The sequence below is a fragment of the Paraburkholderia youngii genome (assembly GCF_013366925.1).
GTDB classification, from domain to species: Bacteria; Pseudomonadota; Gammaproteobacteria; order Burkholderiales; family Burkholderiaceae; genus Paraburkholderia; species Paraburkholderia youngii.
The window spans coordinates 4,917,797-4,940,398 of the sequence record NZ_JAALDK010000001.1; the positions used below are offsets into that span (position 1 = coordinate 4,917,797).

General features: G+C 62.2%; 17 protein-coding genes and 4 pseudogenes. 9 read left to right on the forward strand and 12 right to left on the reverse strand.

Annotated elements, in window-relative coordinates; genetic code table 11:
- Positions 1-141 precede the first annotated feature (141 nt).
- Positions 142-1,566, reverse strand: coding sequence for an aminotransferase-like domain-containing protein (locus tag G5S42_RS22570; RefSeq protein WP_176108804.1), 1,425 nt, complete (start codon positions 1,564-1,566; stop codon positions 142-144).
- Positions 1,567-1,968: 402 nt separating this feature from the next.
- Between G5S42_RS22570 and G5S42_RS45785 the strand changes: the two genes are divergently transcribed.
- On the forward strand, positions 1,969-2,298 hold the full coding sequence (locus G5S42_RS45785) for a hypothetical protein (protein ID WP_176108805.1): 330 nt from the start codon (positions 1,969-1,971) through the stop codon (positions 2,296-2,298).
- Between the two features lie 210 nt (positions 2,299-2,508).
- Here the strand turns inward: G5S42_RS45785 and G5S42_RS22580 are convergent, their stop codons facing one another.
- Complete coding sequence (locus G5S42_RS22580; RefSeq protein WP_176108806.1) at positions 2,509-2,838, reverse strand: DUF4148 domain-containing protein; 330 nt, start codon at positions 2,836-2,838, stop codon at positions 2,509-2,511.
- A gap of 270 nt (positions 2,839-3,108) precedes the next feature.
- Between G5S42_RS22580 and G5S42_RS22585 the strand changes: the two genes are divergently transcribed.
- Genes G5S42_RS22585 through G5S42_RS22595 form a run of 3 tightly spaced genes read left to right on the forward strand, consistent with a single transcriptional unit; the run spans position 3,109 to position 9,039 of the window.
- Complete coding sequence (locus G5S42_RS22585) at positions 3,109-6,315, forward strand: efflux RND transporter permease subunit (RefSeq protein WP_176108807.1); 3,207 nt, start codon at positions 3,109-3,111, stop codon at positions 6,313-6,315.
- Positions 6,316-6,324: 9 nt separating this feature from the next.
- Complete coding sequence (locus tag G5S42_RS22590) at positions 6,325-7,545, forward strand: efflux RND transporter periplasmic adaptor subunit (protein WP_176108808.1); 1,221 nt, start codon at positions 6,325-6,327, stop codon at positions 7,543-7,545.
- A gap of 15 nt (positions 7,546-7,560) precedes the next feature.
- Positions 7,561-9,039, forward strand: coding sequence for an efflux transporter outer membrane subunit (locus G5S42_RS22595; protein WP_176108809.1), 1,479 nt, complete (start codon positions 7,561-7,563; stop codon positions 9,037-9,039).
- On the opposite strand, the gene G5S42_RS22600 is transcribed toward G5S42_RS22595, so the two are convergent.
- The 4 genes from G5S42_RS22600 to G5S42_RS45790 form a co-directional block, all read right to left on the reverse strand.
- Entirely contained in the window at positions 9,014-10,429 is a 1,416-nt protein-coding gene (locus G5S42_RS22600; protein ID WP_176108810.1) for a heavy metal sensor histidine kinase, read from the reverse strand. The two genes, G5S42_RS22595 and G5S42_RS22600, sit on opposite strands and share 26 nt — an antisense overlap.
- Entirely contained in the window at positions 10,429-11,106 is a 678-nt protein-coding gene (locus G5S42_RS22605; protein ID WP_176108811.1) for a heavy metal response regulator transcription factor, read from the reverse strand. The genes G5S42_RS22600 and G5S42_RS22605 overlap by 1 nt, the downstream gene beginning before the upstream one ends.
- A gap of 390 nt (positions 11,107-11,496) precedes the next feature.
- Positions 11,497-12,846 (reverse strand): chloride channel protein, encoded by a 1,350-nt coding sequence (locus G5S42_RS22610; RefSeq protein WP_176108812.1) that lies wholly within the window; start codon positions 12,844-12,846, stop codon positions 11,497-11,499.
- Between the two features lie 971 nt (positions 12,847-13,817).
- The gene (locus tag G5S42_RS45790; protein ID WP_176108813.1) at positions 13,818-13,985 is read right to left on the reverse strand and encodes a substrate-binding domain-containing protein; all 168 of its coding nucleotides are present in this window, start codon (positions 13,983-13,985) and stop codon (positions 13,818-13,820) included.
- A 403-nt stretch (positions 13,986-14,388) separates the two neighbouring features.
- Here G5S42_RS45790 and G5S42_RS44410 point away from each other — a divergent pair.
- Together G5S42_RS44410 and G5S42_RS22625 are read left to right on the forward strand one after the other, a co-directional pair.
- Positions 14,389-14,911 (forward strand): annotated as a pseudogene (locus G5S42_RS44410) (methyl-accepting chemotaxis protein); the annotation flags it as partial.
- A 40-nt stretch (positions 14,912-14,951) separates the two neighbouring features.
- Positions 14,952-15,221, forward strand: a complete 270-nt coding sequence (locus G5S42_RS22625; RefSeq protein ID WP_217709937.1) for a hypothetical protein — start codon at positions 14,952-14,954, stop codon at positions 15,219-15,221.
- A 633-nt stretch (positions 15,222-15,854) separates the two neighbouring features.
- Here G5S42_RS22625 and G5S42_RS22630 read toward each other — a convergent pair.
- Together G5S42_RS22630 and G5S42_RS22635 are read right to left on the reverse strand one after the other, a co-directional pair.
- Positions 15,855-17,120 (reverse strand): NRAMP family divalent metal transporter, encoded by a 1,266-nt coding sequence (locus G5S42_RS22630; protein WP_176108815.1) that lies wholly within the window; start codon positions 17,118-17,120, stop codon positions 15,855-15,857.
- Positions 17,101-17,250 carry a hypothetical protein gene (locus G5S42_RS22635; RefSeq protein ID WP_176108816.1) on the reverse strand — a complete coding sequence of 50 codons (150 nt, stop codon included), beginning with the start codon at positions 17,248-17,250 and terminating at the stop codon, positions 17,101-17,103. The genes G5S42_RS22630 and G5S42_RS22635 overlap by 20 nt, the downstream gene beginning before the upstream one ends.
- A 43-nt stretch (positions 17,251-17,293) precedes the next feature.
- On the opposite strand from G5S42_RS22635, the pseudogene G5S42_RS22640 reads away from it, so the two are divergent.
- From G5S42_RS22640 to G5S42_RS22650, 3 genes and pseudogenes are all read left to right on the forward strand, one after another.
- Positions 17,294-17,451: pseudogene (locus G5S42_RS22640) on the forward strand (helix-turn-helix domain-containing protein); the annotation flags it as partial.
- Positions 17,452-17,459: 8 nt separating this feature from the next.
- A pseudogene (locus G5S42_RS22645) lies at positions 17,460-17,890 on the forward strand (IS110 family RNA-guided transposase); the annotation flags it as partial.
- 656 nt (positions 17,891-18,546) lie between these two features.
- A complete protein-coding gene (locus tag G5S42_RS22650; RefSeq protein ID WP_312883596.1) occupies positions 18,547-19,089 on the forward strand; it encodes a hypothetical protein in 543 nt (180 codons plus the stop codon).
- A 190-nt stretch (positions 19,090-19,279) separates the two neighbouring features.
- Here the strand turns inward: G5S42_RS22650 and G5S42_RS44415 are convergent.
- The 4 genes and pseudogenes from G5S42_RS44415 to G5S42_RS22665 form a co-directional block, all read right to left on the reverse strand.
- Positions 19,280-19,434 (reverse strand): annotated as a pseudogene (locus tag G5S42_RS44415) (DNA adenine methylase); the annotation flags it as partial.
- Between the two features lie 30 nt (positions 19,435-19,464).
- The gene (locus G5S42_RS22655) at positions 19,465-20,478 is read right to left on the reverse strand and encodes a relaxase/mobilization nuclease domain-containing protein (protein ID WP_176108817.1); all 1,014 of its coding nucleotides are present in this window, start codon (positions 20,476-20,478) and stop codon (positions 19,465-19,467) included.
- A gap of 1 nt (position 20,479) precedes the next feature.
- Positions 20,480-21,016: a plasmid stabilization protein gene (locus tag G5S42_RS22660; protein ID WP_176108818.1), complete on the reverse strand. Its 537-nt coding sequence runs from the start codon at positions 21,014-21,016 to the stop codon at positions 20,480-20,482.
- A gap of 8 nt (positions 21,017-21,024) precedes the next feature.
- On the reverse strand, positions 21,025-22,548 hold the full coding sequence (locus G5S42_RS22665; RefSeq protein WP_176108819.1) for an LPD7 domain-containing protein: 1,524 nt from the start codon (positions 22,546-22,548) through the stop codon (positions 21,025-21,027).
- Between the last annotated feature and the right edge of the window lie 54 nt (positions 22,549-22,602).

Sequence of the window (22,602 nt, forward strand, 5' to 3'; positions counted from 1 at the left end):
ATGTCGCTCGTTGGCGGATAGCGCACTACGGCTTCTGTTGTCCTGGCCGCGACTCAGAGGTCTGAGCCACGGCGCCGCATGCGAAGCCGCACAAGGCCGTTCGCGCCAACAGATCACCATGCGGGCGCCGGCACGGCGGCCTCATCGCGCGCATGCCGCCACCAGTCTTCCCACAGTCATCACCGCTTGTTCTATTTGGCTGGACCACGGATAGCTATAGTTGAGCCTGATGAAGTTTCTATAGCTGTCCGATACCGAAAACATATAGCCCGGGCCGATTGTAATGCCTTCATCGAGGGCGAACCGATAGAGCTTCATCGAGTCGACCTCGGTCGGCAACTCGACCCAGAGCACGTAGCCGCCGGCCGGATTGGAAATTCGCGTACCGTCGGGGAAGAAGCGCGTGACCATGACCTTCATCAGCTTCGCCTGCTGTTCGTAGCTCTTTCTTACGCGCCTGAGGTGGTGCTCGTAACCGTCCTTCTCGAGAAACCGGGCGATGGCCCGCTGAGGAATGGAAGGCGTGGTCAGGGTATTCAGAAATTTGAGCTTCTCAACCTGGTCGCGATAGCGCCCAGGCATCGCCCATCCGATGCGGTACGCCGCCGTCACGCTTTTCGAGAACGATGAGCAATGCAGGACGAGTCCTTTCTTGTCGTACTCTTTCAACGTCGTCGGATAGCTGCTGCCGAAATACAGCTCGTTACAGACCGCGTTCTCGATCACCGGGATGTTGACCTTCGTCAGCAAATCCACCAGTTCCCGCTTGCGCTCGTCAGGCATCCGGAACCCTAGTGGGTTCTGGAAATTTGGCATGACCATGCAGGCGGCGATGGTTTGCGTATTCACGATCGTGGCGAGCGCGCCGACGTCGATGCCGTACTCGGGATGCGTCGGCACCTCGATAGCCCGCATGCCCAGGCGCTCGATCGCATGAAGCATGGCATAGAACGTGGGGGACTCGACGGCGATTACGTCGCCAGCTTTGGCGACGGCCTGCAGACACAGATTGATCGCCTCCGTCGCACCGATGGTGATGACAATCTCGTTCGGATCGACTGAAATGCCATTCTCGATATAGCGGCGAGCGATCTGCCTGATCAGGTTCGGGTTCCCCGGAGGCAATGCATCGGTCACGCCCCAGAGGCCTTTGTCCCTACCGGCCGCGTAGGCGTAGCGATTTATCTTGTCTGAGGGAAAGAGACCGGGGTCTGGATAGGGAGAGCCAAGCGGCACGGCATCGTCGCGCCCGATCGAACGCAAAGTCGAAAGCACGAGCCGGCTGACATCGACTGACGTCGAAATCGCGATGGGCTTGGTTGCCTTCAGTTCGAGCGCATTTCGATCGCTGCCGCCGGGATGCGATCGCACGAAATAGCCCGATTGCGGACGGCTCTCCAGAACGCCTCGGCTTTCGAGAAGCAAGTATGCGCGAATGACCGTCGTGACACTGATGCGGTGTTGCTGGCTCGCCTGCCGTACCGACGGCACCTTGTCCCCGCGGCGAAATACGCCTTGACGGACGAGGTTTTCGATATCGTCTGCGAACCGTTCGTACAGTTTCACCGTGCCTCTCCACCGGTCAGCCATGGGACAAGTTGTGCATCGTAACCCCGTTCAACTCGCGATAGCGACTCCTTGGCGAACCGAGCACAGTGCGCTGCTGGTCGAGATGCTAACAGAACCGTACTCTCTGCCGTTCGATGGTTTTTGAAAGAATGAAGCAATGAGATGTACCGCGAGGCTGAACGTGTCGTCCGAGGAGCCTGTCAGCCTTTTTAGCGTGCCGGAGTTCATAAGACGATTACCGAAACTACGTCCCATGACCGAACCAACTCTCACCGAAAAGCAAGAATCGGAAAGCGCGGGAGCCGTTCGCCGATGGACTGATCGATTATCTGCTGGCGCAGATCCAGAACACGGATTTCCAGTTCGGTTTTCGGCGGATCGAGCCTGGCCGGGCAACCAATGAAGCAACTAGCCGAGCGCATGCTGGCGGCGGCGCTTGCGCGTCAGCATCAAAGCGAGGCGCAGATGCTGGCAGCCACGCCGCGAGCAGCGACCATTGCCTCGCGGCTTTCCGCGCCGCAGCAGCACCACCTAGGTCGTGCACGCCAGCCTTGTTCGCGGGCCGTCACCGGTCATCGCGCGAAGGCACCAAATCAGGTCTGGTCGTGGGGCACCGCCTGGATGCCGGCGGCGGTCAAGACGAAGTATTACTACGGGTACATGGTGTTGGACGTGTTCAGCCGCAAAATCGCTGGCCACGTCCGGAGCGCACGCCCCCGGCCGAATTGAAGCTGTGCGTGTGAAGTGACATGACAAATACGTTGACACACACCGGTCCCTGGCCGATATCGATCGTGCGGCTCGCAGACCGCGCCGGTTCAGATTTTGGCGCGGTCAACGTGACCGCGACAGCAGCGGTAACAATGCGAACGCGCCGCCGCTGCCAGAAAGCGCGGCAAGCAGCGTCGTCGCCAACCCTTCCTTGCCGCGCCTTCGCCCTCAATGTCCTGCATAGATTGAACGCTCGCTGACATAGGTCGCAACCGGCGCGCCCGAGTCCGAGCTGCCCTTCATCGACACGCCGCCAACTGCGGCACTTGCCGGCGCCGCATTCTGAACCTGCTGTTGCGCGACGATGGCCTCGGCACGTTGAATGTCGTCAGGATAGTAGGGATCCGAAGCCACGGGCCGATAACCCGCCTGCTCCAGACGAACGTAATCGGCCACTACCTGGGCGCGCGTCACGGGCGCATTAGCGGTCTGTGCGAATGCGGCCGCCGGAGCGGCGAGCGCGCAGGCAACGAGCAATGCGGAAGCGAGTGCTTTCATGATGTTCACCTCACAATGGATGGCCGCTGCATCGGAAGCGATGCCGCTTCAGCCGCCCTCGGCGATGTCGCGAGGGTTGGGCTGCATTCTGGCCGGGCGGCGCTGACCCCAAGCTGACTTGCTGATTACGAGTTCGTTATCTGGGCAGCACGTCCCGTACATGACAAATCCGTAATGTCGAGGTCAGCAGCGGGTAATCGCGAAATCCAGATACTTGCGCCAACCTTGCCGCCTCGAACGCGGCTCTCCCTGCCTCAACCCGGACAAGTCATGTGGATCGTCAAACTGGCTCTCAGACGGCCTTACACGTTCGTCGTGCTCGCCGTGCTGCTCTTCATCCTCGGCCCGCTCGCCATCATGCGCACGCCGACCGACATTTTTCCGAACATCAACATTCCCGTGGTCAGCATCGTCTGGAGCTACAACGGCTTCTCGGCCGAGGACATGGCGCATCGCATCACCTCGAACTACGAGCGCGCTCTCACCTCTGATGTAGACGACATCGAGCACATCGAATCGCAGTCGCTCAACGGCGTTTCGGTCGTGAAGGTGTTCTTTCATCCGGGTGCGGACATCAATCGCGCGATTGCCGAGGCGGCCTCGAATTCTGCGTCGATTCTGCGTGTCCTGCCGCCGGGCACGCTGCCGCCGAACATCATCACGTACAACGCCTCGACGGTGCCCGTGCTGCAACTGGGTCTTTCGAGCACGACCTTGCCCGAGCAGTCGCTTTACGATCTCGGCAACAGCTTCATCCGCACGCAGCTCGCCACGGTGCAAGGCGCGGCCGTGCCGTTGCCCTATGGCGGCAAGATCCGGCAAATCATGGTGCAGCTCGACCCGAAGGCGCTCCAGGCGAAGGGACTCGCGCCCATCGACGTGGTGAACGCCGTCAACGCGCAGAACCTCATCCTGCCCGGTGGCACCGCGAAAATCGGCTCGCGCGAGTACAACGTCGAGATGAACGGCAGCACGCAATCGGTGGCCGCGCTCAACGATTTGCCCATCAAGACCGTCAACGGCAGTGTGGTGTACGTTCGCGATGTAGCGCACGTGATCGACGGCTACGCGCCGCAAACCAATATCGTGCGCGCCGACGGCAAGCGCGCCGCACTCCTCACGGTCGAAAAAACAGGCAGCGCCTCGACCCTCACGATCATTGATCAGGTCAAGGCGATGCTGCCGAAGATCGCAGCGGGCCTGCCCCACGCGCTCAAGATCACGCCGCTCGGCGACCAGTCGGTGTTCGTGAAGTCGGCGATTACGGGCGTGGTGCGCGAGGCGCTCATTGCCGCTTGCCTCACTGCCGCGATGATCCTGCTCTTTCTCGGCAGCTGGCGCGCCACGCTCATCATTGCCGTGACGATTCCGCTTGCCGTGCTCACTTCGCTGATCGCGCTTTCGGCGCTCGGCGAAACCATCAACATCATGACGCTCGGCGGCCTCGCGCTCGCCGTCGGCATCCTCGTCGACGACGCGACGGTCGCAATCGAGAACATCACGCATCATCTCGAACGCGGGGCCCCGCTGCACGATGCCATCCTCAACGGCTCCGGCGAGATCGCCGTGCCGACGTTCGTCTCGACCCTGTCCATCTGCATCGTGTTCGTGCCGATGTTCCTGCTCTCCGGCGTCGCGCGGTATCTGTTCGTGCCGATGGCCGAGGCCGTGGTATTCGCCATGTGCGCCTCGTACTTCTTCTCGCGCACGCTGATTCCCACGCTTGCGATGTATCTGCTGCGGGCGCCCTCACGGCACACCGCACCCGCACGAGGTATAAGCGGTGCATTGACGCGCTTCCAGGCGGGCTTTGAAAAACGCTTCGAGGCACTGCGCAACCGCTATCGCAAGCTTCTGCAAGCCGCCATCGCGCAGCGCCGCCGCTTCGTCGTGCTGTGGCTCGCGCTCTGTGTTGGCTCGCTCGTGTTGTTGCCATTCACGGGCCGTGACTTCTTCCCGGCAGTCGATACCGGCGAAATCCGCCTGCATTTGCGTGCGCCCACCGGCACGCGCATCGAGGAGACGGCACGCATCACCGATGAAGTGGAAGCGAAAATCCGCAGCGTCATTCCGCCCGCCGAACAGGCCGCGGTGCTCGATAACATCGGCGTGCCGATAAGCGGCATCAATCTCACTTACGATTCCTCGGACCCCATCGGCCCCGAAGACTCGGACATCCTCATCACTCTCGCGCCGAAACACAAGCCCACCGCGCAATACGTCGCCATGCTTCGCAATGCGCTCGACGCATCGTTTCCGGGCGTGACCTTCGCGTTCCTGCCCGCCGACATTGTGAGTCAGATTCTGAACTTCGGCCTGCCCGCGCCCATCGACGTGCAGATTGTCGGCAACAAGCTCACGCAGAACCGGCAAGTCGCGAACCGACTGCTCGATCAGATGCGCGGCGTGCGCGGGCTCGTCGACGCGCGCATCCAGCAGCCCGGCGACGAGCCCACGATCAACGTGAACGTCGATCGCACCAAGGCCATGCAAGCCGGCCTCACGCAGCGCGACGTTGCACAGAACCTGCTCATCGCGCTTTCCGGCAGCTCGCAGACCACCCCGAATTTCTGGCTCGATCCGAACAACGGCGTCAGCTATCCGCTGATGGCCGAGGTGCCGCAATACGACATTCACTCGCTGCAGACGCTCGCCAATATTCCGCTGACCACTCAAGCGGTGTCGGTCAATCCGCAAAACCAGCTGGGCACGCTCGGAACCGTCTCACGCAGTTCGCAGCAGGCCGTCGTCTCGCACTACAACGTACAGCCCGTGCTCGACATTTTTGCGTCGACGCAGGGGCGCGACCTTGGCGGCGTCGCCTCGGACGTGAACCGCCTCGTCGCCGCCGCGCGGGCGCAGTTGCCGCCGGGCTCGTCGATCGTCATGCGCGGCCAGGTGCAGTCGATGAACGCCTCGTTCAGCGGCCTCGCCGCGGGCCTCGTGTTCGCGATTGCGCTCGTCTACCTGCTGATGGTCGTGAACTTCCAGTCGTGGCTCGATCCGCTCATCATCGTGAGTGGCCTGCCAGCGTCGCTGGCCGGCATCGCATGGATGCTGTTCGTCACGCAAACGACGCTTAGCGTGCCGGCGCTCACCGGCACGATCCTCTGCATGGGCATCGCGACGGCCAACAGCATTCTCGTCATCAACACAGCGCGTGAGTCGCTCGCCGCCGGCATGGCGCCGCTCGCCGCGGCGCTCGACGCGGGCTTCAATCGCTTTCGGCCCGTGCTGATGACGGCGCTCGCGATGTTGATAGGCATGCTGCCGATGGCGCTCGGTCTCGGCGACGGCGGCGAACAGAACGCGCCGCTCGGGCGCGCCGTGATCGGCGGTCTTGCCATCGGTACGCTTTCGACGCTCGTGTTCGTGCCGGTGATCTTCGGCATGGTGCACGGCTGGCTCGAGAAGCGCCGCGCCACGCGCGACGCCAGCGACGATGCGCGCGCCGCCGCAATCACTTACGTTGAATAAGGATCCCCAATGAAACCGCAAATCCCGCCCGAGGATCGCGCCGCGGAAGCACAGCCGGTCCCGCGCGCCGCGTCCGCAGCACGTCGTACAGGCATCGCCCTCGGCCTCGCCTGCCTCGCTGTAGCGTTTCTGACCGTCGGCATCGTGCCGCGCCTCGAAGCCCGCACGGCCCAGACACAACAGCTCGCGGCGCAACGTGAGCTGATCGTCTCGACTCTCACTCCTGCGCATGCGCCGGCGACGCAGGACCTGCTGCTGCCCGGCTCGATCATGTCCTGGGCCGATGCGTCGATCTATGCGCGCACGAGCGGCTATGTGCAGCACTGGTACGCGGATATCGGCGCGCACGTCAAGGCCGGCCAGACGCTCGCCCAGATCGACACGCCCGAGCTCGACGCGCAGCTTCAACAGGCGCGCGCCGACGTAGCGACTGCCGAGGCGAACTATCGCTTCGCGAGCAGCACGGCTGAGCGCTGGCAAACGATGCTGCAAACGCAATCGGTGTCGCAGCAGGACGCGCAGGCGAAGACGAGTGACGCCGCCGCCAAGCTCGCCACGCTCCAGGCGGCTCAGGCCAATGTGGCGCGCCTGCAGGAACTGGTCTCGTACCAGAAGGTGACGGCGCCCTTTGACGGCGTCATCACGGCGCGCAACGTTCAGGTGGGCGCGCTCGTCACGGCGGGCGGCACACCCGGCCTCGCCACGATGCCGGGCGAGCTGTTCCACATCGCCCAAACCGACCGGCTGCGCGTCTACGTCGACGTTCCGCAGGACGAGGCGAGCCTCGTCGCACCCGGCACCGCGGTGTGGGTGACGACCCAGCAGTATCCGGGGCGCCGCTTCGACGCTAGCGTCGCCCGCAGCTCGAACGTGATCGACCCCGTGAGCCGCACGTTGCGCGTGGAAGTCGACGTCGACAACCCCGATCGCGCATTGATGCCCGGCGCCTACGCGCAGGTGCATCTCGCGCTCACCACTGCCACACCCGCGCTCGAGCTGCCCGTGAGCGCGCTGCTGTTCCGCCCGGACGGCGTGACGATCGCGGTGGTGAACGCGCAGCACAAGGTGCAGCTCCGCAAGGTCACGATAGGCCGGGATTTCGGCACCTACGTTGAGGTCGCAACGGGACTCGCGGCAACCGATCGGGTGATCGACAATCCCGGCGACGCCATCGCCAACGGCGAAAGCGTGCGCGTGGCGGCAACGCCCGCAGCCGGCGGCAAAGCCTAGACGGTGAGGTCCATCATGTTCAACAGCCCTCGCACGTCACTGCGCAAAATCGTCGCCGTATGCACGCTGGCCTCGCTCGCAGCGTGCACCACGCTGCCGCATTACAGCGTGCCCTCGGTCGAGGTGCCCGCGCACTATGCGACGCAAGCCGCCGTCCCTGGCTGGGCGGTCGCCGCGCCCGCCGATGCCAACTCGCGCGGCCCCTGGTGGACGCTCTTCGGCGATAGCGAACTGGACAAGCTCGAAGCGCGCGTCGACGTGTCGAACCAGACCGTGCGCCAGGCCGTCGCCAACCTCGAAGCCGCGCGCGCGATGCTCGATTACCAGCGCGCGGGCTTCGCGCCCACCGTCACGGCCGGCGTGGCAGCGCAGCGTTACCGCACCTCGCAGAATCTGATCGACCATTCGCTCGCGGGCAAGACGGTTCCCGACTATTCGACGGGCGTTACGGCAAGCTGGGAGCCGGATCTGTTCGGGCGCGTGAAGGACGCCACCGTCGAGGCGCACGCCAACGCGCAAGCCACTGAGGCCGATCTCGAGTCGGTCCGGCTCTCGGTCGCGACCCAGCTTGCTTCAGACTACTTCGCATTGCGCACGCTGGATCGCCAGAAAAAGCTGCTCGACGACACCGTGACCGCCTACGCCGCCGCCCTGCGCATCGTGCAACAGCAGCTCGCCGACGGTGCGATCGACGCCTCTGCCGTCGCCCAGGCGCAAACGCAGCTCGAAAGCGCGCGCACGGCGGACAGCGACGTCGACGTGCAACGCGCGCAGCTTCAGCACGCGATCGCGACGCTCGTCGGCGTACCCGCCTCGTCGTTCGCGCTGCCTGCGCAAGTCGAGCCGGTCGCCGCGCCGCCGATCCCGGCCGGCGTGCCCTCCGCGCTGCTCGAACGGCGCCCCGACATTGCCGCAGCCGAGCGGCGCGTGGCGGCCGCGAATGCGAGAATCGGTGAGGCGCGTGCCGCCTTCTACCCTGACCTCACGCTGTCCGCTTCGGCCGGGCTCGAAAGCACGTTCTTCGCGCCTTGGCTCACCGCGCCGAGCCTGTTCTGGTCGCTTGGCTCGCAGCTCGCGGGCACGCTGTTCGACGGCGGCCGCCGCGACGCCATGCTCAAGGGCGCGAACGCTCAGTACGACGCGACCGTGGCCGGCTACCGGCAGACAGTACTCACGGCGTTCCAGCAGGTCGAAGACAATCTGAGCACGCTGCACACGCTAGCCAGTGAAGCCGAAAGCCAGCGGCGCGCAACGGCCGCCGCGCAACTGTCGCTCAAGCTCACGACCAATCGCTACCAGGCAGGCGCGGTGGATTATCTCGACGTGGTGACGGCCCAGACCATCGCGCTCGCGAACGAGCGAAACGAAGAGCAGATCGCCGGGCGACGGCTCGATGCGAGCGTGCGTCTGCTCGAAGCACTGGGCGGCGGATGGGACCGCGCGTCTTTGGCCGACCTGAGTACAACGCCTATAGCCGCGCGAACGTCAGAATGAAGCGCGTGCCTGTCGCATCGCTTTCGGCGCGCGCCGAGCCGCCGTGCAGGGTCATGATCGTGCGCACGATGGCGAGCCCGAGCCCAGCAGAAGCACCCGCGTGCGGTTCGTTGTGGCGCGAAGCGTCGGCGCGATAGAAGCGGTCGAAGATGCGTTCCAATAGCGCGGCGTCGATCGGCTGACCTGGATTCGACACGGTGACTTCGACCGCCGCGTGCGTCTCGCTGACGCTCAGCGTGATCTCCCGGCCGCGCGGCGTATAGCGCAACGCATTGGCGAGCAGGTTGCCGACGGCGCGCTTGAACAGCTCCTTGTCCGCGCGCAGGCGCCCCCGGCCCTCGACGCGAATATGGACGCCCGCGTCGTCCGCAAGACCTTCGAAATAGTCGGCGATCTTCGCGAGCGCCTCCCCGGCGTCGAACTCGGCGAGCGTCGTCATGAACTGCGGATGCTCCGCGCGGGCCAGAAAGATCACGCTCTCGATCATGCGAGACAGCCGTTCGCACTCTTCGAGATTTGATTCGAGCAGCGCCTCATATTCGGCCGTGCTGCGCGCGCGAGACAGCGCAACTTCGGTCGCGCCGCGCAGGTTGCCGAGCGGAGTGCGCATGTCGTGCGCGAGATCCGCCGTGTATTGCGACATGCGCTCGAAGCCACCACGCAGACGGTCGAGCATCGCATTGAGCGATTTCGTGAGCGCTTGCAGCTCGCTCGGCGCGCGCTCGATCTCGATCGGCGTGTCGAGCCGGTCGACCGTGACCGTGGCGGCCCGAGCCGCCATCTCCCGCAGCGGGCGCAGCGACTCGCGCACGAGCAGCCAGCTCATCAGGAACGCGAGCAGCATGCCCGCGAAGCCGAACGCGTAAAGCCGCTCGCGATAACGGTCGAGCAGCAGCCAGCGGTCGGTCATGTCGCGCGCGATGAGGATCGTCACTGGCGTCCCGTCGGTGAGCGCCGCTTGCGTGGCGAGTCCGCGCACCGGCACGCCGCGCGCGTTGTGCCATTCGACCACGTCCCCTTCGGTAATGCGTTGCGCCGAGCCGAGACGCCGCGCGAGCGCGGCTTGCGCAAACCCCGCATCGGCGATGCTTTGCGTGTTGTGCTCGATCAGTTGCCCGCCGCCCGCGTCGAGTATTTTCATGGATAGTGCGGCATGGCCGAGCACCTGACTCGTCAGCCGCTCGGCGTGCTCGCGCACGTCCTGCGCGCTGTGCAGCTCCTCCGCGAGGCGACGCGTATGCCGCGAGATCAGCACGATATCGAGATCGTCCTGCCGCTTGACTTCGCGGTCGAGCGTGAAATAAAGCGTGCTGCCGACCAGTGCGAACACCGCGAGCGTCGTGCCGGCAAAACTCAGCGCAAGGGTGACGGTCAGCGAACGCACGGCCATCAGGCAGGCTCTCTGATTTCGGCCACGTAGCCCACGCCGCGCACCGTGTGGATCAGCTTGACCGGATATTCGTCGTCTACTTTGGAGCGCAGGCGACGAATGGCGACTTCGACGACGTTCGTGTCGCTATCGAAGTTCATGTCCCACACGAACGAGGCAATCTGCGTGCGCGTGAGCACTTCGCCCTGGCGGCGCACGAGCAGTTGCAGCAGTGAGAACTCCTTCGGCGTGAGATCGATGCGCACGGCGCCGCGCTTTACTCGCCGGCGCGTGACGTCGACTTCGAGATCGCCGAGCGCCAGCACGTCGCTCTCGCGCGGCGGCCCGCGTCGCGCGAGCGTGCGCACGCGCGCGAGCAGTTCGACGAACGCGAAAGGCTTGACGAGGTAGTCGTCGCCGCCCAGCTCCAGGCCTTTCACGCGGTCGTTGACATCGTCGCGCGCGGTGAGGAACAGCACAGGCGTGGTGTGCGTCGCGCGTAGCACCTTGAGCACCGCCCAGCCGTCCATGGAAGGCAGCATCACATCGAGCACGATCACGTCGTACGCCGCTTCCTTCGCGAGGATCAGGCCTTCCGCGCCGTCCGCCGCAACGTCCACAGCGTAGCCGGATTCCTCGAAACCCTTCTTCAGGTATGCGGCCGTCTTTGGCTCGTCTTCTATCACGAGAATGTGCATCGCAGTTTGGTTTTCAGTGTGTCCGCCTCAATTGTATGCGCTCCTTCGCTGCGGCTGCCATGACTCCGCGCTCGCGATGGATGAGCGGTATGTTCCCTCGGGTGGTTAGAGGTCACCTGCAATTAAAGCCCACCGCGAGATCGAAACACAAGTCTGTGCAGTTCGCATGGACCAATTTACGCTGATTTCCGCATCCGATTCCGATGATTGCACCCGATAGTGCGAAAGCACAAAGTCCTTGAAGCTGCGAGCCGCAGTCAGCACAAGGCGACGGTTCGAGTTGACACTCCAGAAGCTACGATTGTCGTCAACCAACTCGTAGTTCTGAGTCGTCGCATGCGCACACGATCTCGACCGACTTGAGCAGGCGCTGCGTGGCCGGCACTGGAACTAGCTCTGCCCTTCGCCGCGCACGGCGCCAATCCTTGACTGGCCCTGTGATCGAGTGCGTTGCTGCGTGGCTTGCAATCGTACATCTACCGCTTTCGCGAGTAGCTTGAATGCCGCAACGGATCCTGTCGTGGAGAGCAGCATCGGCACGAGCATGTCGTGGCCTGCCCGCGTGAATTCGACCATCAGGACGATCGCTGTGAGTGGCATTTGCATCGAAGCGGCGAGAAATGCGCCTGCGCCCACAACCGCAAACTCACCCGATGACGTGCCCGGCCAGATTATGTTCCAAAGACCACCCAGCACGACGGCCAGCAGTGCCCCGTTCGTCAGGCCAGGCGTCAGCAGGCCGCCTTCAGCGCCCGCGCGCAGACTGCTCACCTCAATTGCCACTTTTAGTACCAGCAGTGTCGCTGCAAGCCCGATAGTGAGATCGCTATCAAAAGAAAGTCCGGCAGCCCCTTTGCCGTTGCCTGCCAGTTGCGGATACAGGAGCACCAGGACGCCGATCAGCATGAAGTTCAGCGATGCGCAGATCGGCAGGCGTGCATCCTTCGGCGCGCGCGCGCGGGCCTGTCCCGTCAGCCTGACGAAGCACCATGCAGCAAGCCCGAAGAACGGTCCGCAGACCAGGGACCACACGAATAGAGGCGCACTCAGCACCAGTTGCGGTACCGCATATTGATGCTCATTGCCAAGTCCAATCCATGCCGTCACGGCCGCGAGTGCGGAAGTGAACAGTGCGAGGACCGACACGCGCCACTCGAATGTTCCGAGGAGGACTTCGAGCACGAACAGCGCACCCCCCAACGGCACGTTATACACGGCAGCCAGGCCAGCACCGGCCCCGCATGCGACCATGACGCGCTGGTCCGTCACCGACAGTCCCGCACGTTGCGCGATCCAGCCGCTCCACAGCGCGCCGACCTCGCGTGGCGCCACTTCGCGTCCGAGCGGCGAGCCCAGGGCGACCGTGATGATCTGCAATAGGGCATGCGCCAGCGTGCTTGACGCCGGCATGCGCGGATCTTCAGAGCGCACCGCCTCCCGGATGCTGACGAGCGGACGTCCCCAACGATAAAGCGCCCACCATCCGAAGCCGGCAACCGCGCCGCAAAGCGCAAATGCCATGAGTCGACGGCTGTATGATGCGGCGCTCACGCCGCTCAAAAAGCTTTCTGTGCTGATCACCCGACCGAGGCTGTAGCCATAAGCCAAATGCTGGACCGCGTGGAGCAACAGCGCCAGAAACATGCCGCTCAATCCGGCACCGACGCCAGTCAGTGCGGCAACGGCGACAAGCCGCGCGTAACGGGTTAACGGACGGTCTGAAATTGGAGAGGTGTTCATTGCACTGGGCCAGATAAGGATGACTATGATTGTATTCGCGCTAATGCACGCATTAGATGAAATAGACGACGCCACTCATTCACGCTCCGCATTGCCTTATCGACTTGCGGACCAAAGCACGAGGCGCCGTCAGGCAGTGCGACAAACAATTCGTCGTGCAGAAGTCCGCGATAAGACACGATGTTCAACCTCGTACGGCATTGCGACACCCAATGCTGCAAACAATGCGACGTTTCTATCTTTGCCGAGATGTGACCACGAAGCTTTTCACGCTATCTTTGTCCCCTCCTGAACAACAACAATAGAATCATCGGGAACGGCAGGCTGAGCAGCATCACTATCCACATGAGAACGTAGACTGACTGTACCCCGTCACTCTGAAGATTGACATATAGCTTGATTGGAACGCCTTGTGGGAAATACGAAAAGACGGATACGATGCCGAACTCCCCGACGATGCGCAGCAAGAAATGATTGCGGCCGCGGCGATTTCCCTGGGTGCAAGAGGAAGGCTCACATGGCGGAAGGTCTGCCACTCTGCACAGCCCAGATTTTGGGCGGCCTCCTCAAGGATATAAGCGAAACGCCGAGACCCGCGAGAAGTCGACCGACGGATCCGTAGGGCCCGTAAGCGGAAACAAGTAATATTCCCGTCGGAAGAGAAGGCGTCAAAAGAGAAAACAGAACGAGCGATTCGACTGCCTTCCCGAGCCCCGAGTCCCGTTCGCGCCAGCCGCACCGACAACGGCGTGCCGAGCGCGAAAATAACGACCATGGCGAAGGCACTCAACGTCACCGATACCTTGACTGCGTGCCAATCGCCGTTAGCGGGCTCGGACTCCGCCCATCGGGTCTGTCCGATCAGCGACAGCAAGGGCCAGGCTAACAGCACGAGCGAAGGAAGCGGAAGTACCCACTCCGATGCACGAAAGCGTTTTTCACGCCGACTCAGGATATGCCCATCCACGATGTCAGTAGAGCGGATCGCCTTTTGGTCGCCCATATCCGTACTGTCTGAATAGCCCCTGTCCTTCCGGACTTGAGACAAAGTCCACGAACTTCATTGCCTCCAATCCATCCGGCGCGTTCTTCAGCGCAGCCGCGTAAAAAACGAAAGGCTGCGGCCGAAGCGTTTGCATCAATCCGGTTGCATCCTGATAGCTTGATCATTGCGAGGCTGTGTCATGAATGTAGGCTGGAGCTGAAGTCGAAAGCTATTGCGACACCATCAGGTGACTGTTTGCCGCAGCTCGCGAGTTTCCAATGGAATTGGAACTTGATGCGAGTTCAGGCTCGCACGAGAATCACTTCTCCGACGATGACATTGCCGCCCCTTCTTCCCCGGTAATTCACTTGTCCTTCGCTGAATACAGGACCGAAAGCAACGCCGGGATCATCTTGCACGTCCGACTATATCGACAACGCGGCTGCGTCGGCACGTACAGTTTTCGTGACGAAAGAGGGGTACAGATTACCGGCACAGGTTTTAGCGAACGGTCAAACTGCTTCATGCGCCGCGAACCTGAGGACAAAGCCCGAACGCGTGCAGGCGAGCACGGACACGGTTTAGCGGTCGTCGCTGGCGAGGTACGCGCGCTTGCGCAGCGTGGCGGTGGCGGCGAACGAAATCAAGGAACTCATCGGCAACTCGACAGCGCGTGGCGGATGGCTGGCGGCTCGTCGGCAAGGCGGGTGAGACGATCAGCCAGGTTGGTACCGCAGTACGCCGGGTGACGGCCATCATGAACGATATCGCGACGGCTTCCGCCGAACGCGACGGTATCGAAGAAGTGAATCGCGCGGTGTCGCAATTCGACGAAATGTCCCAGCAGAACGCAGCGCTGGTCGAGCAGGCCGCGGCCGCCGCGGCGTCACTTAAAGAGCAGACCGAGTGCTGAAGATCGCGGCTGGGCGATTCCAATTGCGTCGAGTTACGGTGCGACACGGGGCATGCCGGCGACCGTGTGATACGCCAAGTCGCTGGCCCAAATCGCAGTCCCGAGAAGTGCTTTCACATAGACTTACACATCTCGCGCGACGTGCCGTCCACCAAATGTGTGAATGAGGCGTTTCTAAGCAGGGAACATCCCCTTATTTGAAAAGACTTGAACGTGATGGAAATTAAAAAACTTCCGGTACTCGTGTGTGCTCTTTTCGTCGCCAATGTCGCTTTTGCCGACGAACTGCATGACAAGGCAATGGCTGCAACGCACGATCTGCAACAATCCATTAGTGAAATGCATGTCATTCAACAGGAACACGGCGATGAGTTTGGCGGCCACATGGCTCGTGCTGAACAATTGGCCGAACAAGCGGAGCACGAGCGTGATGCGGCCTTGAAATACTATCGGGAAAGTCATCCCGGCCGGCAGTAAGGTACCAGGTACGGGGCTATATTGTTGCCCGGTCCTCCCGTTGTAAACCCCCGGTGTCCGGGGGTGCCGCGACTCGGCTAGAGTCACCTGCGCGGGTGACTCGGCAGGCATATGTCTCAACGGCTCGAAATGCGGCTGTGGCCATGGCCGCGGAAAGTCTGCCGTCCGGTGCAAATTCGACGCTCGGCCTTCAGAGCGGTGATGGTGGCGAACGGCGCGTCGTGGCCGAGCCCGATCCGACGTGTCCATCTCCGATTGAGCCACTACAGCCCTTCTACCAGCCGTGACTTTCACGGCGGCTTCCTAGATACGACAGCCGTCCGCCGCATTGGTGCGCTGAGCCGGCCACTGCGAAAACCGGACCCTGGGTAACGCTTAAACTTTGAGGTAGTCTTCCACCTATGTTTTAAGCCGTGGGGCCAATCGATGGAATTTGCGGGACGGCCACCGGTATATGATCCACATCGTGCCAGCGGAGGCACTTTTGGTCACCCACGTCAGGGCCTCGACTGACCGCTTCCGTTGAGGTTTATTTAATGCCTGCCCGCACGCGCTGTCGTTCGCTCACGAGCTATGCTTGAGGGCAGGAATCGAATAAACCCAAACGCTTGCCGCCGATCGTCATCGAGCGGATCAAGAAAAAGTTCCGGCAATTCCCGAGTACAGGCCCAATCCGACGGTAATGGCGATCACCGCTCCGGCCAACACCCCGTAACTTCCCCTTAGTCGATACGGCTCGGGCAGGCGCCGGGCGAGCAGGTACAGGAAGCCGAGCACGATCGGCAACAGCAGCGCGTTCATCACCTGCACGCCGACGCCCATCGAGACCAGGTTCGCGCCGGAGCCTGCGATGAATGCGGCGATGATCAACACCGCGGTATAGGTAGCGTAAAACCACGGCGCTTCGCGCGGCGTATGTTCAAGCGCATGCCGGTAGCCCATTATCTCGCCAAGCGCGCGAGCCGCAGTCAGCGTCACTACGATGGCGGCCACGAGCGCCGCGCCAACCATTCCCATGCCGAACAGCAGTTTGCCGGTCTGCGCGCCAAGGAACGGAGTAATGGCATCACCGATTTGCTGCACTGTGTCGAGCGGTTTGTGCAGGCCGGAACGCGCCAAGGTCGCTGCTGTGACCACCAGCACGGCCGCCATAATCAGCTGGGTCAATACCGCGCCGACCGCTGTATCCCAGCGAGCGGCGCGCAGGTCTTCAAGATGGAGTTTTTTCTCCACCACGGCCGATTGCTGATAGAACACCATCCACGGCATGATCACAGCGCCAATGTTGGCTGACAGAAGGAACAGGTAGTCGTGGTTGCCGAGCGGCATGCTGGCGAGCTCGGCGTGTATGCTCGCAGCATCCGGATGGGCGCGCCAAGCCACCAGCACGAACACCAATTCGAAAGCGCCAAGCAGAATCGCGATCCGTTCCACCGACAGGTATGACCGTGTATACGCCATCCAAGATAGCCCGACGACCGTTAGCGTCAACGTAAGCCAGGATGGGATGCCATACATCAGGCCAACTCCGGCCAACCCGCTCATCTCTGATAACAAGGCACCTAGGCAAGCCAGAATCAAGGTGCCTACCGACAGCCATGCCCAACGGGCGCCAAAATGCTGCTTGATCAGATCGCCGTGCCCCTTGCCCGTGACCATGCCGAGGCGAACGGTCAACTCCTGAACGATGAACAAAACCGGAATCAACAGCAGTTGCAGCAGCAATAACCGGTATCCCCATTGGGCGCCACTTTGCGCCGCGGTGATGACGCTACCCGCGTCCGTGTCGGCCAGCATCACGACCAACCCCGGCCCGGCGATGGCGAGAACTCGGAGCCACCAGCGCGATCGCGAGGCGAGTATGGGTGAATTCATTGATTTATTGAGAATACGATTCATTACTGGAAACCAGATGATCGCGCGCAATAAACATGGCGTGAATGCGACCGTAAGCCGCAGGCGCCGGATGCCAAAGTTGCTTTTCGTCCATGCCATCGGCCACGGAGCGAAAGCTGTCGCTTGGTTTCATGAGGTGTGTGACTCATAGACATCGTTTCAACCAGCATGAGGCGATGGACCGCGAAATTGCCGCGCGATTCCGATGGGTACGGATGTGTCACGAACCGGTAACGCCGGTCTCGTCTGCGCGCGGTGTGGCATCTCGCTACCAACCCTGCGCAAGTGGCTACGTCGCTTCGGGGATGCTGGATTGAAAGGGCTTTGCTCTCAAAAGCCACCGAGAAACGGATCCGCGTCTGGCACAAGCAGGAAACGGCGTGCCGTGCAATCGCCGAAGTGCCTGGCATCGGCAGACTGACTGCAACAGCGCTGGTGCTACGATCGGGGATGCAAAGACGTTCAAATCTGGCCGCGATTTTGCGTCGTTTCTCGGACTCGTTCCACGGCAAAGCGGCACCGGAGGCAAGGTCCGGCTGGGCTCAATCTCGAAGCGAGGAGACCCCTACCTGCGCACCCTGCTAATCCACGGTGGGCGCTCGGTGATGTGTCACACCCAGGTTCCAACAGCATGGCAGAAAGGAATTCGGGAGCGACGACCAGCCAATGTAGTAGCGGTGGCCCTGGCCAACAAAATCGCACGCATCGCGTGGGCAATTCTCGCTCGCGGCGGCACGTACGAGAAGCATCACGTCAGTGTGAAATCTGTTTAGCACGGAAGCAGTAAGTCCAAGACCGTAGTCTCGATAGGTTGCTGAGGTTGATTGACATGTGATGGCGAAACAGGTCGGACCGCAGGAACGCAAACCTGAACACACCCTTGTACTGACAAGTACGTGGCCGAGATGAGGACGTTCCTGGAGCATTCCATCAGGGCCCGCAGCTTCGGCTTGCAAAAGGCCGCATATGAGACCGCAGCCGACACCTCGTTAGCACATCACATCAAGATCAAACTGGCAAACCGGGCGGCGTCCATATAACGGTGTGTGAAAACGCATCGCCGGGTCAAGATTCCGTGCAGATCAACAGATTGAGCTTACGTATCAGTTTATCCTGTCGCATCGGCGCACCGACCTTCACAGTTTGGCTCATCTTGTGCAAAAAGCGCTGGACGTTCGCTCGGGCAGGCTTGATGAACAGCTTATCGTTGCGATCTTTCAATGACCGTCTATGTTCAAGGAAGCGCTACTGTCCCTCGATTCGCGGTTTAATCAAAAGCCTAGATGTGGGAGGGCTGTGCCAGGCCAGGCGTATCCATTTGCGTGCTCCGTCGGAGAAAACGAGTGTGCAATTCCGGTTTAACGCCGGTCGGGCTTACTGCTACTGCCCTCCCATGTAGCATCTGGATAGGAACTGTTGCATTCGTGGCATGGCCATCTATTCTTGGAAAGATCGGGGTCTAAATCTCGCCCTTTGCCACCAGTCCTTTTCTACTGAACGGCGCAAGCAATACGATCAAATTAAATATCCGGGAGAATATTCCATGGAGATTCTAAAACTTGTGATTATTCTTGGCTTCATTTTTGGAATCGCCAAGGGTATCCAGTTCTTCAGCCGCCATTGTCGGCAACGATTTGGCTACCGCTTTTTCACCGCACGCGGATTCTGGCTTGCGGCCATTGGCATCAATCTGCTCTGGTGGGGACACGTCGCGTGGGGCACAGCCTTCCTCCATCATGAACCGACGTCGGGCGGCGTCGTCCTCATGGCACTGGGTCTGGCAGCAGTCGCCTGGTTGATCTACGAAAACATCCGGGACACGAACCTACCGTATGGCGCGGCTGGATCGGTCCTCCAACTCGCGCTGTTTTTCCCGGTGGCGCTCTACGGTGCTCCCCTTCTCGTGATCGCCCTGCTGTTTTTGCTCTTCGCGACATTCAAAGGAACGCCGGCGTGGCTCATCGATCGATGAACGATCCCGGTCGAGCGAGACTGCATGCCCGACCTTCCTTGCGACCAGCAGCCTCTACACTGTCTGCTCACCTTGTCAAAACAGCCCCGTTGGCTCATCCGCCCTGCTCCAACTGTAGAAGATCAGTTCCCCACGCGGTCCAACGGCCTACGCACCGCCGACCATGTACTGAATTTCCACACACGCAAAAATCATCGTTGACGTCGTTCAATACCTCGCCCCCTGCCAGCGGCCGCACGAAGAATAGCGCCGCGGCGGCGGCAAAGACCTCGACATAGCAGGTATGCGGGGAAACCGGGGAATCAGGATATCGGCCAGACGACGTATGCCGCCGATCCACGACATGATATGTGCAGCCGTTACGCCTTCCCGACATCAACGCTCCACGTCCGGCCCGGCGACATCCGGACGATCTGTGGTGTCCGCCACCTGACGATCCGATTGCTCGCGTCGGGTATCCAGCCCGCGCCCCAGCATCGGCCGGTCTCGCTGCACTGGCATGCCGCCAACGAAATAAGCCATTTCAACGGCCATTGCACGATCCTCACGCGTACGCGACCTCGCCATCGCGTAGGCTATTTCTCGCCAGCCGGCAAATACAGCACCATGGGCGATCCAGCGCGCGTCGCGTTGCGCATCAGTCGGCCACGGCTTCCAGTATCGCGGCGTTTCACCGCGCGCGATCAGATGAACGACGTCAGGCTTCGGATACCGCTGCGTCACGCCGCGCGCGCGCCGCGGCGTCGCATTCGCGTCAACACCATGCACACGCAACGCTTCCGCAAAACGCTCGCGCCAGCGCTGGAGATCCTTGTGGCGCGGATTGAGGCGGCGACCGTCCGGGCCGCGCACCTGCACGCTCATATGGACATGCGGATGCGCCTCGTCGTCGTGCGCCGCGAAAACGTACGCCCGGCCATCTCCGAACTCGAGCGCCGCGAAGTCCCGCGCCGCATCGCGCACCGCCTGCCGGTCCGTTCCGGGTGGCATCGACAAAAGGATGTTGAAAACCTCGCGCCGCGTGCTGGTCTCCGGGATACCCCACCCACCAAGCTCCCAGGTCTTCGTGAGATCGCGGAGGGCATCCTTTCCGGAAATACGCTCGCCGTTCTGGTCTTCCATCTCGATCCTGCCATTACGGGAGATGTACCGTAGGTGCCGACGCACGGCACCCATGCCCTGGGCGCTGGCCGCCTTGTTGGTGATCTTGACCATGACCTCCGGAGTGCGCCTGAGGGTGCGGGCAATCTGCGCGCGCATGCGGGCGCCCTCGTCCCGAATGCCCACACTCGAGAGCTGCGACGCACGTGCATGCCGCAACGGCTCCTGAAACAACCGATCGCCCCAGTTCACGAGCATCGCATCGATGTAGATTTTCGGATATGGCATGTCAGCGACTCCATCGATCGAGGTTCGCGCGCATGACAGCGACCGTTGCACGCAGGTGGTCGTCGATACGGTTTCGCGTCTCCGCCCAGTCGACCGTCAGATCCTGACGCGAGAGTTCTATCCCACCAGCGCGCGCGAGCTGGCTCAACAAGCGGCTGATCCCGGCGAGCTGCTGGCTGGACACCGACAGCGCGCGCATCTCGTGCTCGCCCAGTTGAGGCTGCCGCGTCAATTGCGCGCGAACCAGCGACACGATCCATCGATTCCCACCGAGACCCAACGCAGCGGCACGCTGTTCGACCGCGCCCAGTTCCGACGCGGTCAGCCGGATTTCGATGCGACTGCGCGGCTCCCCGACGACCGGCCGGGGCAGGCCCGGCAGGAGCGCGCCGGATTCTCCATCCGGATCGTCGTTGACCGCAATTGCGATCAACTGGCGCACACCCTCAGCCGCCGTCAAACCCCGCCGTGCGCACCAGTCGTCCCAGCGCACCCTGACAGCCCCGAGTTCGACACACAAACGCTCGCGCGTGACCACGATTCACCTCAGCGGGACGGCGACGGGGATGACGGCTCAACGGGTGTCCGGTCGATCTCGCGGGCAGGCGTGCGCTCCGAAACGGCACGCTTACGACGATCCCGGCCCGATGGCGCGGTCGGATCGAATACCCTCGGTGTCGGGACCGGAATGCCCTCGTGCTGGAATGCAGCCAGCATGCGCTCCGCACGCTGCTGCACGCGAGCAACGGAACGCTCGCTGAACCCTTGCTCGCTCATGGCAGCCGCCAGCACCGCGACATGCAAGGCTCGTTCGCGCTCCGAATATTCCGCGTCAAGTCGGCGATGCGATTCCTCCGCGGCAACAGGCTCGGCACGCAAATCGGCAGATCGGCTCTCGCGGCCGGCCGACTCGTCGGATCGTGACGGCAAGCGAGCGGCTGTCCGATCCCTCTGCGCGACCTGCACCTGCCACGTATTGCGATAGACGTCCTTCTCCTCTTCGCCGATCGCCCTGCCTTCCTGATCCAGGATGGGCAGCCGCACAGTGACGAAGCGCTTGCCGAGATTTTCGAGAGTGACCTGCTGCCCGATCTGACCATTAGCTTCGCGTATCGCACGCTCCAGATCGACGCCCCACACGACCTGATCGATTCCGGCCTCATCGCGAAACACAACGTAGTACGAGTCACTGCGTGCGGGGTTGTGCTGGTACGGGGCGCCCCCATGCTCACGCAGTTCGCCGACGTACCGTCGAGGGACGTCGGCCTCGTCGTTGGCAGCGTTCCGGTTTGCTTCAGGGATAGCCGGTTTCGATGCAGGCGCATGGACTGGCGCGGAAGACGCGGTTCCGTTGACGGTCGCGCCGATGTTGATTCGAGGTACGGCCGAAGCGACGGCCGGAACGCGATCCTGCCCGGTTGCAGCAGCCGTTGCGTCGACCTTCGGCGCCACCTCGACGCGATTGTCCAGCCGCGCCTGCCGGGCATTCGCCAGACGCGCCAGGTCTGCGGCTTTCGGCTCGTAGCCGCTCACCTCGATACCGAGTAGCGTGCCCTGCAACCACGCCTCGCTACGAAATGCCTCATGACCCGACACACGAATGCGTCGCCACGATTTCGCCTGCACCATGTCGATCATCGACTCGACCACGTCCGGCCGGTTGTGGTCGGTGACGAGGTACGGCCCCAGATCCTCGAACGCAAGCTGATACGGCTCGTCCTTCAGAAAATACTGATTGCCCGCGCGCAGATAACGCTTGCGCACGCGTTCGGGCGGCTGGTCGAGCGGCGCACGGACCCGATCCGCCTCGACCGTCGCCCCAGTTGGCGATCGGGTATCGGCCTGCTGTGGCGTGACGGCATCGTCACGGATCGCCTGATCGCGCAACCGCGCGCGGGCAGCATCGAACTCGCGCCGGCGTCGGGCAGATACCGCATCCGTCGCGGCCGAGTTCAGCCTGTCCCGTCGTTCGTCCGCAGCCGCCGGGCCGCCGCCGCTGTTGCCCGCCACGTCCGGTTCGATCACGTTGATGACCGGATCGGCCTCGTGAGTGGAAGTTGTCTGAGCCATGTCACTACCTCGCATCCTCAAGATCGGCGTTGCACGTGAGCACAACTGCCGTCT

Bases quoted from the DNA above. Each gene is read 5' to 3' on its own strand.
- G5S42_RS45790 (WP_176108813.1), bottom strand. From the start codon at position 13,985: ATGCAAACGCTTCGGCCGCAGCCTTTCGTTTTTTACGCGGCTGCGCTG.
- G5S42_RS22630 (WP_176108815.1), bottom strand. From the start codon at position 17,120: ATGAATCGTATTCTCAATAAATCAATGAATTCACCCATACTCGCCTCG.
- G5S42_RS22605 (WP_176108811.1), bottom strand. From the start codon at position 11,106: ATGCACATTCTCGTGATAGAAGACGAGCCAAAGACGGCCGCATACCTG.
- G5S42_RS22580 (WP_176108806.1), bottom strand. From the start codon at position 2,838: ATGAAAGCACTCGCTTCCGCATTGCTCGTTGCCTGCGCGCTCGCCGCT.
- G5S42_RS45785 (WP_176108805.1), top strand. From the start codon at position 1,969: ATGAAGCAACTAGCCGAGCGCATGCTGGCGGCGGCGCTTGCGCGTCAG.
- G5S42_RS22585 (WP_176108807.1), top strand. From the start codon at position 3,109: ATGTGGATCGTCAAACTGGCTCTCAGACGGCCTTACACGTTCGTCGTG.
- G5S42_RS22665 (WP_176108819.1), bottom strand. From the start codon at position 22,548: ATGGCTCAGACAACTTCCACTCACGAGGCCGATCCGGTCATCAACGTG.
- G5S42_RS22600 (WP_176108810.1), bottom strand. From the start codon at position 10,429: ATGGCCGTGCGTTCGCTGACCGTCACCCTTGCGCTGAGTTTTGCCGGC.
- G5S42_RS22655 (WP_176108817.1), bottom strand. From the start codon at position 20,478: ATGCCATATCCGAAAATCTACATCGATGCGATGCTCGTGAACTGGGGC.
- G5S42_RS22595 (WP_176108809.1), top strand. From the start codon at position 7,561: ATGTTCAACAGCCCTCGCACGTCACTGCGCAAAATCGTCGCCGTATGC.
- G5S42_RS22590 (WP_176108808.1), top strand. From the start codon at position 6,325: ATGAAACCGCAAATCCCGCCCGAGGATCGCGCCGCGGAAGCACAGCCG.
- G5S42_RS22650 (WP_312883596.1), top strand. From the start codon at position 18,547: ATGGCCATCTATTCTTGGAAAGATCGGGGTCTAAATCTCGCCCTTTGC.
- G5S42_RS22610 (WP_176108812.1), bottom strand. From the start codon at position 12,846: ATGAACACCTCTCCAATTTCAGACCGTCCGTTAACCCGTTACGCGCGG.
- G5S42_RS22635 (WP_176108816.1), bottom strand. From the start codon at position 17,250: ATGAAACCAAGCGACAGCTTTCGCTCCGTGGCCGATGGCATGGACGAA.